At 63.7% G+C, this 16,128-nt stretch carries 15 protein-coding genes; 8 read left to right on the forward strand and 7 right to left on the reverse strand.

Annotated features, from left to right (window positions below):
- Nucleotides 1-27: 27 nt before the first annotated feature.
- The 4 genes from ACJD00_RS03095 to ACJD00_RS03110 form a co-directional block, all read right to left on the reverse strand.
- A complete protein-coding gene (locus ACJD00_RS03095) occupies nt 28-1,767 on the reverse strand; it encodes an acetyl/propionyl/methylcrotonyl-CoA carboxylase subunit alpha (protein WP_418908434.1) in 1,740 nt (579 codons plus the stop codon).
- A gap of 11 nt (nt 1,768-1,778) precedes the next feature.
- Entirely contained in the window at nt 1,779-3,404 is a 1,626-nt protein-coding gene (locus tag ACJD00_RS03100; RefSeq protein ID WP_418908435.1) for a carboxyltransferase domain-containing protein, read from the reverse strand.
- Nucleotides 3,401-4,159, reverse strand: coding sequence for a LamB/YcsF family protein (locus ACJD00_RS03105; protein ID WP_418908436.1), 759 nt, complete (start codon nt 4,157-4,159; stop codon nt 3,401-3,403). Before ACJD00_RS03105 ends, ACJD00_RS03100 begins: the two co-directional genes overlap by 4 nt.
- A gap of 129 nt (nt 4,160-4,288) precedes the next feature.
- Complete coding sequence (locus ACJD00_RS03110) at nt 4,289-5,083, reverse strand: class I SAM-dependent methyltransferase (RefSeq protein WP_418908437.1); 795 nt, start codon at nt 5,081-5,083, stop codon at nt 4,289-4,291.
- Nucleotides 5,084-5,268: 185 nt separating this feature from the next.
- On the opposite strand from ACJD00_RS03110, the gene ACJD00_RS03115 reads away from it, so the two are divergent.
- A complete protein-coding gene (locus tag ACJD00_RS03115; RefSeq protein WP_418908438.1) occupies nt 5,269-6,048 on the forward strand; it encodes a helix-turn-helix domain-containing protein in 780 nt (259 codons plus the stop codon).
- A 96-nt stretch (nt 6,049-6,144) separates the two neighbouring features.
- Here the strand turns inward: ACJD00_RS03115 and ACJD00_RS03120 are convergent, their stop codons facing one another.
- Entirely contained in the window at nt 6,145-7,575 is a 1,431-nt protein-coding gene (locus ACJD00_RS03120; RefSeq protein ID WP_418908439.1) for an MDR family MFS transporter, read from the reverse strand.
- Nucleotides 7,576-7,682: 107 nt separating this feature from the next.
- Here ACJD00_RS03120 and ACJD00_RS03125 point away from each other — a divergent pair, with 107 nt between their 5' ends.
- Both ACJD00_RS03125 and ACJD00_RS03130 read left to right on the forward strand, forming a co-directional pair.
- Nucleotides 7,683-8,300 (forward strand): TetR/AcrR family transcriptional regulator, encoded by a 618-nt coding sequence (locus tag ACJD00_RS03125; RefSeq protein WP_418908440.1) that lies wholly within the window; start codon nt 7,683-7,685, stop codon nt 8,298-8,300.
- A 197-nt stretch (nt 8,301-8,497) separates the two neighbouring features.
- Nucleotides 8,498-10,720, forward strand: coding sequence for an NADP-dependent isocitrate dehydrogenase (locus ACJD00_RS03130; RefSeq protein ID WP_418908441.1), 2,223 nt, complete (start codon nt 8,498-8,500; stop codon nt 10,718-10,720).
- A 75-nt stretch (nt 10,721-10,795) separates the two neighbouring features.
- Here ACJD00_RS03130 and ACJD00_RS03135 read toward each other — a convergent pair whose 3' ends face one another.
- On the reverse strand, nt 10,796-11,374 hold the full coding sequence (locus ACJD00_RS03135) for a hypothetical protein (protein WP_418908442.1): 579 nt from the start codon (nt 11,372-11,374) through the stop codon (nt 10,796-10,798).
- Nucleotides 11,375-11,496: 122 nt separating this feature from the next.
- Here ACJD00_RS03135 and ACJD00_RS03140 point away from each other — a divergent pair, with 122 nt between their 5' ends.
- From ACJD00_RS03140 to ACJD00_RS03160, 5 genes are all read left to right on the forward strand, one after another.
- Nucleotides 11,497-12,099 carry a hypothetical protein gene (locus tag ACJD00_RS03140; RefSeq protein WP_418908443.1) on the forward strand — a complete coding sequence of 201 codons (603 nt, stop codon included), beginning with the start codon at nt 11,497-11,499 and terminating at the stop codon, nt 12,097-12,099.
- 34 nt (nt 12,100-12,133) lie between these two features.
- Entirely contained in the window at nt 12,134-12,613 is a 480-nt protein-coding gene (locus tag ACJD00_RS03145; RefSeq protein ID WP_418908444.1) for an N-acetyltransferase family protein, read from the forward strand.
- Between the two features lie 90 nt (nt 12,614-12,703).
- Nucleotides 12,704-13,030, forward strand: coding sequence for a hypothetical protein (locus ACJD00_RS03150; RefSeq protein ID WP_418908445.1), 327 nt, complete (start codon nt 12,704-12,706; stop codon nt 13,028-13,030).
- A 140-nt stretch (nt 13,031-13,170) separates the two neighbouring features.
- Entirely contained in the window at nt 13,171-14,601 is a 1,431-nt protein-coding gene (locus ACJD00_RS03155; RefSeq protein WP_418908446.1) for an APC family permease, read from the forward strand.
- Between the two features lie 160 nt (nt 14,602-14,761).
- Nucleotides 14,762-15,340, forward strand: a complete 579-nt coding sequence (locus ACJD00_RS03160; RefSeq protein ID WP_418908447.1) for a TIGR00730 family Rossman fold protein — start codon at nt 14,762-14,764, stop codon at nt 15,338-15,340.
- Between the two features lie 24 nt (nt 15,341-15,364).
- On the opposite strand, the gene ACJD00_RS03165 is transcribed toward ACJD00_RS03160, so the two are convergent.
- On the reverse strand, nt 15,365-16,078 hold the full coding sequence (locus tag ACJD00_RS03165; RefSeq protein WP_418908448.1) for an ArsR/SmtB family transcription factor: 714 nt from the start codon (nt 16,076-16,078) through the stop codon (nt 15,365-15,367).
- Between the last annotated feature and the right edge of the window lie 50 nt (nt 16,079-16,128).

Here is a 16,128-nt window from a genome sequence, read left to right on the forward strand (position 1 = left end):
CTTCGGCTACGGTGAGCCGTGTGCGTGTCAGTCGATGCGTCCGAGAACATCGCCTTGAGCTACGGCCTGTCCCGGGTTGAGATCCGCCCGGCTGAAGGTGCCCGAGCGGTGTGCCTGCACCGCGGACTCCATTTTCATGGCCTCCAACACCGCCACCGTCTGCCCGGTTGTGACCTGCTGACCGTCCTCCACGCTGAAGGAGACGAGGTTACCGGCCATGGGAGCGGTGAGCTCTTCCTCCTCCGACGTGTCGGCGCTCTGTGCGGCGCTGCTCGGAACGGAATCCGACCCGCCGGTGCGTAGTGCGGCGAGCAGATCGGCCGGCACGGACAGCGTCATTGCTTTTCCGTCGATGCCCACGGTCAGCTGCTCGCGCGGCCGGTCCGCCGGCGTGCTGGCCAACTGGTCGCTGGCTTCCAGCTGTTCGGTGAACTCATCCTCGATCCAGGTGGTGTAGATCCCCAGATGATCGGGCGCCGCGAAGGCCGGGTGAGCGATGGCCGCTCGATGGAAGGGCAATACCGTGGGAACCCCTTCGATGACCATTTCCTCCAGGGCGACCGCGGCACGGCGCAGCGCCTGCGGGCGGTCGGCTCCATGCACGATGAGCTTGGCCATCAAGGAGTCGTAGTGTCCCGGGATGAGGCTGGCGGAACGCACCCCGGAATCCACGCGAATCCCGGAACCGGTAGGCGCTTCAAAGCGAGTGATGGTGCCCGGCGCCGGGAGGAAGCCGCGGGCTGGGTCCTCGGCATTAATCCGGAACTCGAAGGCATGACCCTGCGGCTCGGGGTCCTTAGTCAGGCTCAGTGGATGGCCGTCGGCGATGCGGAATTGTTCGGCCACCAAATCGAGGCCGGTGGTCTCCTCGCTGACCGGGTGTTCAACCTGAAGCCGCGTGTTGACCTCGAGGAAGGAGATCAGCCCGTCGGCACCCACCAGATACTCCACCGTACCTGCGCCGGTGTAACCGGCCTCGCGGCAGATGGCTTTGGCCGAGTCATGGATCAACTGCCGCTGTTCCTCGCTGAGGAAAGGGGCCGGGGCCTCTTCGATCAATTTCTGATGGCGGCGCTGCATGGAGCAATCTCGGGTGCCCACGACCACCACATTGCCGTGACTGTCGGCGAGCACCTGCGCCTCGACATGGCGCGGCTTATCCAGGAAACGTTCGACGAAGCACTCGCCGCGGCCAAAGGCGGCCGTGGCCTCGCGGACGGCAGAGTCGAAGGCCTCCTCGATTTGCTCCATGCTGCGGGCAACTTTCAATCCGCGCCCGCCACCACCGAAGGCTGCCTTGATGGCCACCGGAACCCCGTGTTCCTCGGCAAAGGCTCGTACTTCGGCCGCGTCGGCCGCTGGTTGCTCGGTACCTGGCACCAGTGGGGCGCCGGCGCGCACCGCGATCTGGCGCGCCGTGACCTTATTTCCGAGGGCCTCGATGGCCTCGGGGCTGGGTCCGATCCACGTCAGTCCGGCGTCTTGGACCGCACGGGCGAACTCGGCGTTCTCGGAGAGGAAACCGTAGCCGGGGTGCACCGCGTCGGCACCGCTGCGGGCGGCGATGGCGAGAAGCTTTTCGATGTTGAGGTAGGTATCCGCGCTGGCACTACCCTCGAGCGCGTAGGCCTCATCGGCGCGGCGCACATGGAGGGCATCGGCATCCGGGTCCGCGTAGACGGCCACGGAACGCAGCGAATTATCGGCCGCGGCACGGGCAATGCGCACGGCGATTTCGCCGCGGTTGGCAATGAGTACTTTTTTCATTCGGCAGGTCCTTAGCGTGTGGCCGGGTTGAGTGCCCCGGGAGAATCGAGGGTAAAACGCACGTGGGTGCCCGGGGGCAGTTGTGCGGCGAGTGCTACGTCGGCCTCGCGCACGGTGGCGATGACCGGGTATCCGCCGGTGACCGGGTGATCGGCGAGGAAGAGTACCGGCAGCCCATTTGGGGGTACCTGCAGGGCCCCGAGCGGTACCCCCTCGCTTTGTAGCTCGCCGGTGCGGGTGCGCTCCAGCGGCTGCCCCTGATCGGTGGTGGATAGTCGCATGCCCACGCGGTTGGAGTCGCTGCTGACCACCCAGTCTTGTTCGGTGAGGCGGGTCAGCCCCGAGGCACCAAACCAGTCGGCCCGTGGTCCGGGGGTGATGCGTAGCAGGTAATGCCCCTCCGCCTCGGGTAGCGGCAGGGTGCTGGGTTCGGGCGCGCCAACGATATGCCCGGAAAGTACCGGGGTCACCGGTAAGAAGTCGCCGCCGCACAGCGGCGCCGGCCCGAGCCCAGAGAGCGTATCGCTGGAGCAGGAGCCAAGTTCGGCTTCGACGGCGAAGCCGCCGCGGATACTCAGGTAGCTACGGAGCCCGGCCGCACCGGGGGACAGGCGCAGTCGCTCACCATCGAGCAAGGCGAAGGGTGCGTTCAGTGGTGCCGGCCGGGGGCGGCGTAGCTCGTCGTGCTCGGCCGGGGTGATGTCGGCGCAGACGTCGGCACCGGCGAGCGCCAACACCAGATCTCCCTGGGCTTGCACCTCCAGCCGGCCGGTGAGATTCTCGATGGCCGCGCGCGCCGGATGGTTGCCCACCAGTCGGTTGGCCTGATGCAATGCGGTCAGGTCCGCGGCCCCGGAGCGCGGGACGCCGAGGTGCCCTAAGTGTGCCCGGCCCTCGTCCTGCAGCAGTGACTGCAAACCGGCGTCGAGGATGCGCAAGCCCGGTCCCTTCGCGGCAGACTCGCCGTTACTCGGTGGGGTGCTCGGTTGCGCCGTGGTCGGCTCGGACAGGGTTGCGCGGGCCGGGACGGCACGAAAACGCACAATATCTCGCGGGGCGATGAGCGCCGGGTTCTCCCGGTGCGAATCCCACATTTGTAGCTCGGTGTGTCCCAGTAGCTGCCAGCCGCCGGGGGACTCGCGGGGGTAGACCGCCGAGTAGTTGCCGGCCAGCGCCACCGAACCGGCGGGGACCGCGGTGCGGGGGCTGTCGCGGCGGGGGACCTGCAGGGTGTCGTTCTCGGCGGCGAGATAGGCGAAACCGGGGGCAAAGCCACCGAATGCGGCCGTCCACTGCTGTGCACAGTGGGCGTCGATGACCGCCGCAACGCTCAGCCCGGTCAGCTCGGCCACCGCGGCGAGGTCGGCACCGTCGTAGTGCACCGGGATTTCGATCAGGCGACCGGTGCTCGCAGCGGACTCTCCGAGCGCGATGTCCGCGGCGAGGTGCATCGCGGCACGGGCCTGTTCCGGGGTGTTAAAGCTGAGTTGGACCGTGCGGGCCGCCGGGAGTACTTCGGCTTGTCCGGGCAGCGGGTGATCGAGCAGGGCGCCGTTCAGTGCCAGCACCGAGTCGAGGTCGGATAGCTCGATGAGAAGCGCGCGTTCGCCGGCCGGCCGCACCTCGAGGATGCTCATGCGAAGCTCCGGATCTGCACGCCGGCGGCCTCGAGCCCCTCGCGTACCGCTGCGGCCATGGCCACGGCTCCCGCGGTGTCCGAGTGGACGCAGATACTTTCGGTGGGCATCTGGATGAGGCTGCCGTCCACGGCCCGGATCGTGCCCTCGGTGGCCAAGCGCACCATATTGTCGGTGACCTGCTGTGCATCGTGAATGACGGCATCGGGTTCACGGCGCGAGAGCAGGGTGCCTTCGGGAGTGTAGTTGCGGTCGGCGAAGGCCTCGGCCACACCGCGCAACCCGGCGGATGCCGCCTCGTTGAGGGCGAGCGACCCGGGTAGCAACAGCACCGGGAGGTCCTCGCCGAAGGCCTTAATTCCGTCGATGACCGCGCGGGCATGAACCTGGTGGTGCACGATGGTGTTGTAGAGCGCGCCGTGGGGCTTTACATAGGAAATCTTGGAACCGGCGGCCCGGGCCATCGCCTGCAAGGCCCCGAGCTGGTAGAGCACGTCGTCGGCCAGCTCGGTGGCCGTGCAGTCCAAGAACCGGCGCCCGAAGCCGGCCAGATCGCGGTAGCCCACGTGGGCGCCGATGGTGACTCCCGCTGCGACGGCCTCACGGCAGGTTGCGGCGATCACGCTGGGGTCCCCGGCGTGAAAGCCGCAGGCGACATTGGCCGAGGAGACGGAACGGAATATCGCGGCGTCGTCTCCCATGCTCCAGTTGCCGAATGATTCTCCGACGTCTGAATTCAGGTCGATAAATGGCATTGTGATCCCCGTCTCCTTGGAAGTCTTTCTCCTAGCATGCCGCAAATCACAGGATTGTTCAACAATCTTTTCGTGCGCGAGGCGTTGTGACGAGATAATAGAGTCGGGAACCGCCGTAGTGGACCGGAGCTACGGGATGCGGCAGAGGATTTCACCGTGCACGAGGGTGAACCATCCGTCGTCGGCGCGCGCCCACTTTTCCCAGCCGTGGCTGATGCGACGCAACTGCTCCATCGTGGCCAGCTTTGAGTCAATAATTTGCCGCGCCATCGCAGACTCCAGGATGCGCTCCTGCCACATCCCGCCCCACCATGCACGGTCCGCATCGCTGCTATAGCACCAGGTGCTCGCCGTTGCCGTGATCTCGCTCAGGCCTGCCTGGTGCGCCCAGGACTTCAAGCGACGTCCCGCATCGGGCTCCCCGCCGTTCGCGCGTGCCGCCGCCTGATACAGCTCCATCCATTCCTCAAGCTCGGGCACCATGGGCCACCACGCAAATGCGGAGTAGTCGCTGTCACGGGCGGCCACTAAGCCACCGGATTTCGTCACCCGGGACATTTCCCGCAAGGCCCGCACCGGGTCGGCAACATGCTGGAGCACCTGATGGGCATGGACCACCTCAAAGCTCTGATCCGCCCAAGGTAAGGCGTGAATATCGGCGACCGCGAAGTCGATGTTGTTCAGTTTGCGTTCCTCGGCGGTCTGCCGAGCCAAGTCCAGCTCGTCGGGTCCCACCTCGGTGGCGGTGACACGCCGGACCCGGGTGGCGAAGTCCGCGGTGATCGTTCCCGGTCCCGCACCAATGTCGAGCAACCTGTCGCTGGCCCGCAGGTGCGGTAACAGGTATGCGGCCGAATTCTCGGCGGTGCGCCAACGGTGCGAGCGAAGCACCGATTCGTGGTGGCCATGCGTATAGGAAGCCATGGGAATTCTTTCTGTCGTGCCCAGCCCTACGGTCCAATCCGTGGGCATGAACTTGCCTGGGGTGTAGCGCATCGGGCATTCTGCCACTGCGGTAACTCCATCTTCGGCGCGGCAGCATGGACGCGGAAGGCCGCAGTTTTCCTAGGAGTCGCACACCTACCCGCGAGGTCGAAAGGATTGCCGCCATGGCCAGTGAACTGGGATCCTTTTTGCGCGCCAGACGCACCGACCCACGGCTTCGGCCGGAGCAGCAAAGCCTCGGAGTGCGGCGCGTCAGTGGGCTACGTCGCGAAGAGGTCGCCGCTGCCGCGGGTATCAGCATCGACTACTACACGCGGCTCGAGCAGGGCCGCGAAACCAATCCGAGCGATGCCGTGTTGCGTGCCGTGGCGCGCGTCTTGCGCCTGAAAGGGGACTCGCTGGAGTACCTCTTTTTGCTGCGCTCCACCCCTGAGGTCGCGGTGCTCTCGGTGGATGACGGCACGGACTTACGCCGACGTGCCGAAGCTCTGGTCGCGGCCGTGCGTCCCAACCCGGCCTATGTGCTGGATCGGTTGAGCAATGTCTTGGCGATCAACGCCGAAGGGTTGGCGCTGCTCGACGGGCTGGAGAGTGAACCGGCCGATGCGCGCAATATGTGTACCTACCTGCTGACTCATGCGCGAGCCCGCGAAATTTTCGTGGACTGGGAAGATATTGCCCGCGGGGCCGTGGCACAATTGCGGGCCGCCAATGCTGGAAATCTGCGCGAAGCGCGACTGCAAGAACTGGTGGATCAGTTGGCGGCCCGAAGCTCGCGTTTTGCCGGCTGGTGGTCCGGGCACCTCGTGGGGCGGCGCCGGTCATCAACCAAACGCCTGCGCACCAACGCCGGTGAGGTCGAACGCCAGTTAGAAATCCTTCAGATGCCCGACGAAGGGCTGCGGATGACGCTGTGGTTGCCCGCCTCGGCAGCCAGTGCCTGAAAGTTAAGTCGAGGCAGGTGGCGTCTGAGCGCCAGTCCCGCCGCTGGTATTCAAGAGTTAGGCGGCGCCGCGCGTAGCGCAGCGCCGCCGACAGGGTTATCGGCTCTGCCGCTTGAGGGTAATCAGCGGGGCGATCGCAATAGCCGCCGTGGTGATTATGGCACCGACGATGAAGGCACTATGTGCCCCGTCGAAGAGTGCCGCCGTCGCCTGCTCTCCGGCGGTGAGCTGGCGTGCGGAGAGCATGGAGAAGATCGTGACGAACATGGTGGTGCCGATGGCGCCGCCGAGCTGCTGGGCGGTGGTGAAAATCGCCGAACCGTGGCCATAGTGCTGTGGCGGAACGGTCGACAGTGCCGAGGACATCAGACCGGTCATCAACAATGCCATGCCGATGGAGAACACCACGTGAATCGCGCCGAAGGTCCAGAGGGGCGTTTCCGCGTTCACGGTGAGATACAGCCATTGGCCCGCGGCCAGCAGGATGGCTCCGGGGATCAACACCGGGCGCGGTCCGTGGCGGTCGAAGACCCGACCGAAGATGGGGGCACTAATGGCCTGGGCCAAGCCGCCGGGCAGCAACATGAGGCCGATGGCCAAGGTGCTATGTCCCGCCCCGGACTCCAGGATGATCGGTAGCATCATCAAGGTGCCCAGCAGTGTGCCCATGCCGATCATGATCAGCAGCACCGAGAGCGTAAAGCTGCGATTGGTAAAGGGCGACAGATTCAATAGTTCTCGGCCCTCTCGCGTCAGGCGTAACTGACGGCGGATGAATAACCCGAGCGCCACGAGTCCGATGAGGAAACTGGCGATGGTCATGGTGAGGTTATCGACCGCATGCTCAAGGCTTGAGATGCCATAAACCAACAGGCCAAAGGCCAGTGCGCTGAGAATGACCGAGGCGATATCCACCGGGGTGCGTCGTGTAGCGTCCGGCACCCGGATGAAGATGAGGCCCGCCACGAGGATCACGGCGGCTAACGGCAGCATGATCAGGAAGATCGCGTTCCAGCTAAAGGCGTTGACGATGGCCCCCGACACGGTCGGACCGACCGCCGGCCCCACGGAAATCACGATGGAGTTCAGCCCCATTACCGTGCCGCGGCGTTCGCGCGGAACCAGTTGCAAGGTTGTGGTCATTAGTAGCGGCATGATGATCGCGGTGCCAACGGCCTGAATGATTCGGGCGATCAGAAGCACCGCGAAACTTGGGGCCAGGAAGGCGATGAGCGTGCCGATGATGAAGCTAAGCAGTGCGAAAGCAAAGAGCGTGCGGGTGCGGAAGCGCTGAATCAGGTACCCGGTGAGGGGTATGAGTACCGACATGGTCAGCAGGAATCCGGTGGTCAGCCACTGTCCGGCCGCAGCGGAGACCTGAAGATCTTCCATGATGGCCGGCAGCGCGACCGACAGCACGGTTTCATTTAAGATCATCAGGAAGGCCGCTAGGGCGAGTGAACCGATAATGCCGGTCAGCTTCGTTGTCGCCGGTGGTGCCGGGGGTGCGGCGTGGGTTGTGCTCACTGAGCCTCTTTCTCGCGATGCAAAACAAGTTCTGTCACAGTCTGACAGAAAATCGTCTAAATTCTGTCAGAGTGTGACAGAAAACAATCGTGCGTCACAATGGAAGGGTGAATGCGAGTGATCAGCCTCGGCCCGGCGTTCGGGCGCAACGCAAAGCGGAAACGGCCCGACAGGTGCATTTGGCGACCCTGGACCTTGTGGAAGCGCAGGGGCTCGAGCGTGTCACGGTGGCGCAGATCGCCGCACGCGCCGGAATTTCCGAGCGGACCTTCTTTCGCTACTTTGACTCCAAGGAAAGTGCAACCTTGATCGGGCATGACACCTTGCTCGACATGCTTCAAGAATTTCCTATCCCTGCCGGAACTCCGGGGCAGATCTATGCCGCGCTCCTTCGGGTCAGCCGCGAGCAATTTGAGGTTGCCGTGCGTCCTCATGAGTTCACGCGGGTGTCGCGGATTATTCTCGAGGAACCGCGGCTGTTGCGTGCCATCGCACAGCGCGAAATGGAGCTGATGGCTCGGTTGGGAACGGTGTTGACCGAGCAGTACGGCGTCGATGCCGTGGATGGCATGCTCGTTGCTGAACTGTTGGCATCGGGGTGGCGTGTGGCGTGGATTAGCGTGGCCCGCGAGGTTGCCGCAGGCCGCGATTTTGAACCGCAGCAGGTCTTTGACCGCGTCTCGAGTCGGCTCGCCGCCCTTGCTAGCACGCAACTACCTGACTGAGTTATGGGCCATTAACTTAAATGTGACGAATACGGTGTGGGCTATTCAGCCCGGGATTTCGGGCGAGAACTCATCTCCCGCGGTTTCTCGGGCTCGGTGGAATCGTGTCAAAGGCCGCAAAATCGGGTAAATTGGGAACGTTGAGTTTAGGGCGATTAACCCCGCTTCCACACGACGTTCAGGGAGAAGCCACACCTATGGCCAAGATTATTTACACCCACACCGACGAAGCGCCCATGCTGGCGACTCACTCGTTCCTTCCGATCGTCGAGGCCTTCGCCTCCACGGCAGGCGTGGAACTCGAAACCCGCGACATCTCGCTGGCCGGACGCATCATCGCCACCTTCCCCGATTACTTGAGCGAAGAGCAGCGCATCGGTGACGCGCTCGCCGAACTGGGTGACCTGGCCAAGACCCCCGAAGCAAATATCATCAAGCTGCCGAATATCTCGGCTTCCATCCCGCAGCTGAAGGCCGCCATCGCCGAACTGCAGGCCGCCGGCTACGCACTGCCGGACTACCCGGACAACCCGGCTTCGGATGAAGACACCGACGTCCGCGCCCGCTACGACAAGATCAAGGGTTCGGCCGTGAACCCGGTGCTGCGCGAAGGTAACTCCGACCGCCGTGCCCCGCTGAGCGTGAAGAACTACGCACGCAAGTACCCGCACTCCATGGGGGACTGGGCCGCCGATTCCAAGACCAACGTGGCCACCATGGGTGTTGACGACTTCGCGTCCAACGAGAAGTCGGTAGTCATCGACAAGGACAAGAGCATCTCCATCCGCTTCGTCGGCGAAGACGGCGAAGTCAAGGTGCTCAAGAAGCCGTTCAAGGTGCTCGCCGGCGAGGTCGTCGACGGCACCGTCATGCACGTGGCCGCTCTGCAGGACTTCCTGAAGTCCTCCGTGGCCCGCGCCAAGGAAGAAGGCGTGCTCTTCTCCGCTCACCTGAAGGCCACCATGATGAAGGTGTCCGACCCGATCATCTTCGGTCACGTCGTCAAGGCATACTTCTCCGAACTGTTCGAGACCTACGGCGACGAACTGGCCGCCGCCGGGCTGAACCCGAACAACGGCCTAGCAGCCATCCTCGGCGGGCTCGACGAGCTCTCCGACGAGGTACGTGCCGGCGTGGAAAAGCTCATCGCCAAGGGCCTGGAAGAGGGACCGGCCGTGGCAATGGTCGACTCCGATAAGGGCATCACCAACCTGCACGTGCCATCCGACGTGATCGTCGACGCGTCGATGCCGGCCATGATTCGTCTCGGCGGCAAGATGTGGAACGCCGAGGGTGCCACCGCGGACACCCTGGCCGTGCTGCCGGATTCCTCCTACGCCGGGGTATACCAGGCGGTTATCGAGGACTGCCGCGCCAACGGCGCCTACGACCCGACCACCATGGGCACCGTGCCGAACGTTGGCCTGATGGCCCAGAAGGCCGAAGAGTACGGATCGCACGATAAGACCTTCGAACTGGCCGCCAACGGCCACGTACAGATCCTCGATGAGTTCGGTACCGTGCTCATCGAACACCAGGTCTTCGCCGGTGACATCTGGCGCGCCTGCCAGACCAAGGACGTGGCAATTCGCGACTGGGTCAAGCTGGCCGTGAACCGCGCCCGCGCCTCGGCCACCCCGGCCGTGTTCTGGCTCGACGAGAACCGCGCCCACGACGCCGTGCTGATCGCCAAGGTCAACGAGTACCTCAAGGAGCACGACACCGAGGGACTGACCATCGAGATCCTCTCGCCGGTCGAAGCCACCAAGTACTCCATCGAGCGCATTCGCCGCGGTGAGGACACCATCTCGGTGACCGGTAACGTGCTGCGCGACTACCTCACCGACCTGTTCCCGATTCTCGAATTGGGCACTAGCGCCAAGATGCTCTCCATCGTGCCGCTGTTGGCCGGTGGCGGACTGTTCGAGACCGGTGCCGGTGGTTCGGCTCCGAAGCACGTGCAGCAGCTGGTCTCAGAGAACCACCTGCGCTGGGATTCCTTGGGTGAATTCCTCGCGCTGGCTGCTTCCTTTGAGCACCTGGCGGTGAACAACGACAACGCCCGTGCGCAGGTACTGGCCGACACCCTGGATGCGGCCACCGGCACCTTCCTGCTGGAGGACAAGTCGCCTAAGCGTAAGGTGGGCGAGCTGGATAACCGCGGCAGCCACTTCTACCTGGCCAAGTTCTGGGCCGAGGAACTGGCCAAGCAGGATCAGGACGCCGAACTGGCTTCCGCTTTCGCTGCTGTAGCCAAGGCCTTGGGTGAGAACGAGCAGACCATCGTCGCCGAACTCGCCGAGGTACAGGGTCAGCCGGTGGATATCGCCGGCTACTACCGTCCGGATGAGGCCAAGACCGCTGCGGTGATGCGTCCGAGCGCCACGCTGAACCAGACGCTGGAACTGCTGACCAAGTAGTCACCGGTTATTACCGCCGTTGGGCGTCACCTCACCTCGAGGTGGCGCCCAGCGGCCTTTAACGCGTGGCGCGATTTACAGCCACGGAAAACCGTCGGGTTCGTCGGCCGCACGGCGACGGACCAGATCGGGGTCATGCCGCCGCGGGCGCAGCGGTAAGTTCTCCGGCGTCACGGGGATCTCGGTGACCACGGGCACCGGTTCGGTGGCGATCCACTGGCACTCGGTGATATGCCCCAGTTGGCGGTCCGTGTAGCTGGGCATGCGGCGGAACTGGGCGGCCGGAAGCACGTAGACCACCCCGGGACTCAACGGCCATCGGCTCGAGGCGGTGCGAGCGTAGGAGAGAAAGATCCGGCGTGCCGACCACTGCCCGGCACGAGCAGCGGGGTAGAAGCAGGCGTTAAGAAAGGGGCTGGATTCCGCCGTGCGCAGCGCATAGCCCATGGCCCATGTGGGATCCTCGGTCGCGTAGACCGCCGTTGTCTTCGAGAAGTCATCGACACTGAAGTCAATGGGAGCGCGCGGTTCAAGGACGCGCAACCCTGTGGTGCGCGAACCATGTAAGAGGTAGTCGCCGCCGTGCACATAGGAGACCAACTGGTCGAACACCGCGTCCCCACACATTGGGGATGGTACATGCCAGGTCCGCATGGGGCCAGCCTAGCCGCCGCGCAAGCCAGCCGCGAGCCGAGGATCAGTCCCGCGATGGACCCGGCGAGAGTTACCGTTCGGTAGTGTTGAGACAGGACCGATGCACTAGCTCTAGAGGACTCATGACTACCGTCGCCGCACCACCGAAGGCCGTTACCGCCGCTCAGCTTGTCTCGCATATCCTGACGCCCGTGGTTCTCGGCAGTGCTCTGCTCCTGAGCACCCCCGTGCGACACCCCGAGGTTTCATGGCTATCGGCGGCTCTTGGGACCGTATTTACCATGCTATTGCCCTGGTCGATTCTCGCGGTGGCTCGGCTGCGGGGCAAGGTCAGCAATATCCACGTTTCACAACGTCACCAGCGACACTGGATTTACGCGGTGACGGCGCTGTCCATGGTCGGCGGGCTGGCCCTGCTCACGGTGATCGGTACCGCTACGGCCCTATACGTCGAAGTCGGGGCCTTCGCGGTGGGCCTGCTGCTCGTTAGTCTCATCAACCTCTGGTGGAAGGTCTCGGTCCACCTGGCCGTGGGGACCTACGTGGTGCTTCACGCCTTTGCCGACGTGGCACCAACCGCGGTGATCGTGCTCTTCGTGGCCCTGCTCTCCTGGGCGCGGGTGCGCTGCTCCGAGCACACCGCCTCGCAGGTATTCGGCGGCGTGCTGGTTGGCGTGGTGGTCAGTTACCTAACTCAATGGGCGAGTCAGTTGCTCCTCTCATGAGGCCGCTTGGCTTCCCACCGAACGAAGGAGACCGATGAGCGCGCCACACTCGCCTCTGGTCCGGATTGCCGAACAGGCCGATGCCGCGGCCATCGACGCGTTCTGTCAGACTCTAGGCATCCACAACTGGTCGTCGCTGCTGCCCGAAGCGGAGGAACGTTGCTTCACGGTTGCCTACCTTCCGCCGACCGGGCAGGTGGTCGGGATTGCCAAGATCCATCATCATCCGCTACCCGCAGGCGATGCTCCGGCCGGCTACTACCTCGGCGGTATTTACGTTGCCGAGCAATACCGGCACCGGGGGATCGGGCGCCGTCTGACGGAGTTTCGTCTGCGAAAGATCGCGGAGCACGCAAGGCAGGCGTACTACTTCACCAACGAGCGCAACATCGCCTCGCAACGTCTGCACGCGGGCTTGGGCTTTGAACGCATCGCGGTACTCTCACAGATTTTCGCGCTACGCCCAGATGATCCGGACACGCGGTTATGGTTGTACCGACTTCATTTGCCGTGACCCGAAGCATGGTCTCCGTCAAGCTCCACCGCCCTCGGCCCCGTAGGGATGCCGGGTAATGTCATCACTCAGTAGCGACCCGAGGAGCCGATGGTGCGTACCTACTTTCCAGAGCTGACCGAGGCCCGGTTACCGACCGCAGGGCCAAGTTTGGCGAAAATCTGCGGACCGCATGACTTCGACACCAATCAGTCCACGAAATTCGGTGGGGCGCCCTACTGGACCGGCAACGGCGTACCGGCGGAGATCGCGTCGGACATGCGTGTACTGGGGCAACTCAATAGCTGGATCTGCACTCTGGAACATCCCGAAGACTACGTCGAAATCGGTAACCTGTGTTTTGACGGGACCGGCTATCTTTACGACCAAACGCCCGAAGCTTCCCGACCCGACCTGAGGTTTGTCATCAGCCGATAACCGCCCTGCGCACCGTTCGGCGCAATGTTTCTGGCGCAATATCCTTTCCTCGAATTTATGGCAGTAATGTCTATCCCACGAGTCGGTGACGTTGAGCCTTGCCGACCGGACTCGCATCAGGGGATGGAAAGGAAACTGCGGTGAATACGACACATGCAGAATCGTCGGGCCTAGCAAAGACGCTAGGTAATTTCGACGCATTGGCGCTGGGCTTTGGCGCCATGATCGGCTTCGGTTGGGTGGTGTTGACCGGTGGCTGGCTGGAAAACGCCGGCACCCTCGGCGCCGTACTAGCCATGGTGGTCGGCGGTGGCATTATGGCCGTCGTCGGCTTGACCTATGCCGAACTGACCGCCGCCATGCCCAAGGCAGGCGGCGAGCACAACTTCATTTTGCGTGCCTTGGGCCCGCGACCCTCATTCATTGGTTCATGGGCGATTACCGGTGGCTATGTCACCATTGTGGCCTTCGAAGCGGTCGCGCTCCCGCGCACCGTGGAATACATTTTCCCGGGCATGAGCCAGATCCCGCTGTGGACCGTGGCGGGTTTCGAAGTAAACCTCACCTGGGCCCTGGTCGGCGTGCTCGCCGCCATTCTGATCACCTGGATCAATATCCGTGGTGTTAAACAGGCCGGTGTGGTGCAGACCTTCGTGGTGATCTTCTTGCTGGTCATTGGCCTGTTGCTGATCTTCGGTTCCTTCATCGGCGGCGAGGTGCAGCATATGCAACCGCTGTTCAGCAACGGAATCAACGGCTTCTTTGCCGTGCTGGTGGCCGTGCCGTTCCTGTTCATCGGTTTCGACGTGATCCCGCAGTCGGCCGAGGAAGTCAACATCCCGGCCCGACAGATCGGTAAGCTCGTGGTGCTTTCGGTGGTGCTGGCCACCGCCTGGTACGTGATGGTCGTGCTGACCACCTCCTCGGCCATGCCGGCGGGCGAACTGGCCGGGGCTGACATTGCCACCGCCGACGCCTTCGGCGCACTGTTCGGCTCCGCCCTGATGTCTAAGGTGCTGATCGCCGGTGGTGTGGCCGGCATCTTGACCTCGTGGAACTCGTTGCTGCTGGGTGCCTCGCGCCTTGTCTACTCGCTGGCTCGCAGCGGCATGCTGCCGGCATGGTTCGCTACGCTGCACCCGAAGTACAAGACTCCACACAATGCCCTGATGTTTATCGGTGGTATCTCCATGCTGGCCCCGTTCTTCGGGGTGCAGATGCTGGGGTGGCTCGTGGACTCCGGCGCACCGAGCATCATCATCGCCTACCTGCTGGTATCGGTGACCTTCTTGGTATTGCGCAAGCGCGACCCGCAGATGGTCCGTCCCCTGCGTGTGGGCGGAGCCGGGATCGGCGGCGAACTGATCGGCTGGACCTCGGTGCTGCTGACCGCGGCCCTGTTCACGCTCTACATGCCCGGGATGCCGGCCGCCCTGACCTGGGAGCCATGGCTGATCTTCGGCGTCTGGTGGCTGCTGGGCGCGGTGTTCTTCTTCAAGGTCCCCGGCGGCATTAAGGCCGGACCGGACGCCGAGGAACAGGTGCTCGCCGTGGTTCGTGCCCGCAAATAGACTCCATCTCGACACCGCATAACGGACCGCTCTCACGTTCCCACGTGGGGGCGGTCCGTCGTGTAGTACCCGTGATGGTGTCTCGAACCTCACCCGGAGCTTCGGTTGGTTCGATGTGCCAGATGATCGGCCGGAAGGCCGTGCTCGATAAGATTCTTGGGTGCAAACTCCTGATTTTCCGCGTTCAGTGACCGTCTTTACCGGATCGGCGACCGGGGCATCTGCGATCTACGCCGAGGCCACGACCGAACTTGCCCGGGCTTTGGCCGAGCAGGGGGTCGAAATAGTCTATGGCGGAGGCCATGTGGGGCTGATGGGCACCTTAGCGGATGCCGCCCTCGAGGCCGGAGGCCGCGTGCGGGGCGTGATGCCGCAGTCGCTCGTGGACGGCGAGATTGCCCATCCCGGACTGAGCGAACTCGACATCGTGGCCGATATGCACGAGCGGAAACAGCGGATGGCCGAGCGTGCCGAGGCCTTCATCGCGTTGCCCGGCGGCGCCGGAACGCTCGAGGAGTTCTTCGAGGTCTGGACGTGGCAGCAACTAGGCCTGCACCGCAAACCCGTCGCACTGTACGACGTCAACGGCTTCTGGCAACCGCTACTGTCCATGATCGAGCACTTCGTCGCCGAGGGATTCCTCGCCGAACGCTACCGTCAGGCACTGATTGTCGTGCACACACCTGCCGAACTGCTAGCGGCGTTGCAGCAGTGGGCACCGGCCCCAGCGAAGTGGTAATTTCCCTGGACTAGCTCCGCACACTCACGACATCCGAATTAACGCCCAGTCGATACCTAAATGCTCGCGGAACCCGTGACGTCCAGCGTCGGTCAGTACTACTTCGCGGCGCTTTGCCCCGTGGGAAACCCAGCCCAAGTGATGGAATTGCTGGAGCAGCGCGGTGGCGAGCGAACCGGCTAGATGTTCGCGGCGTTCGGTCCAGTCAAGACATAGACGAGCGAATGGTCGCCTGCGCGAACGAACGGTGTCTAGATCAACGCCGAGTGCGGTGCACCACTTGTCCCCAGCGACGGTAAGTACCGGGTCCGGGTCCAACGCGAGGTAGTCGAGGCCCAACAAACGGTCCAGCAGGGCGACTCCCAACGAACCGGCGAGATGATCGTAGCAGGTGCGCGCGGAGCGTAAGGCCGCGTCGGACCGAGCGCCCTTTAGGGACTTAGTCGGCGGTGCCGGAAGGGTCGCTAGCGACAAGGTCTCGATCAGTGATGCGGAGCGGGCGTCGGCGAGACGCAGGTAGCGGTGTCGACCCGAGTAGCGCTCCTCGAGAAGCCCGCATTCCACCAACGTATGCAAATGCGCGGTGGCCGTTGAGCGGGCGATGCCTGCATGGTCGGCAAGTTCCGTTGCGGTCCAGGCTCGTCCATCGAGCAAGCCAAGCAGCATCGTAGCTCGGCTCGGATCCGCAATGGCACCTGCAATCCGTGCGAGCGACTCACCGTTTTGTCGATCGTTCACCCCACCCATTATTCCTTAGGGACCCTTCGGCGCCGACCGAACAATGGTCG

It is taken from the genome of Glutamicibacter endophyticus (assembly GCF_048457885.1).
GTDB lineage: Bacteria > Actinomycetota > Actinomycetes > Actinomycetales > Micrococcaceae > Glutamicibacter > Glutamicibacter endophyticus.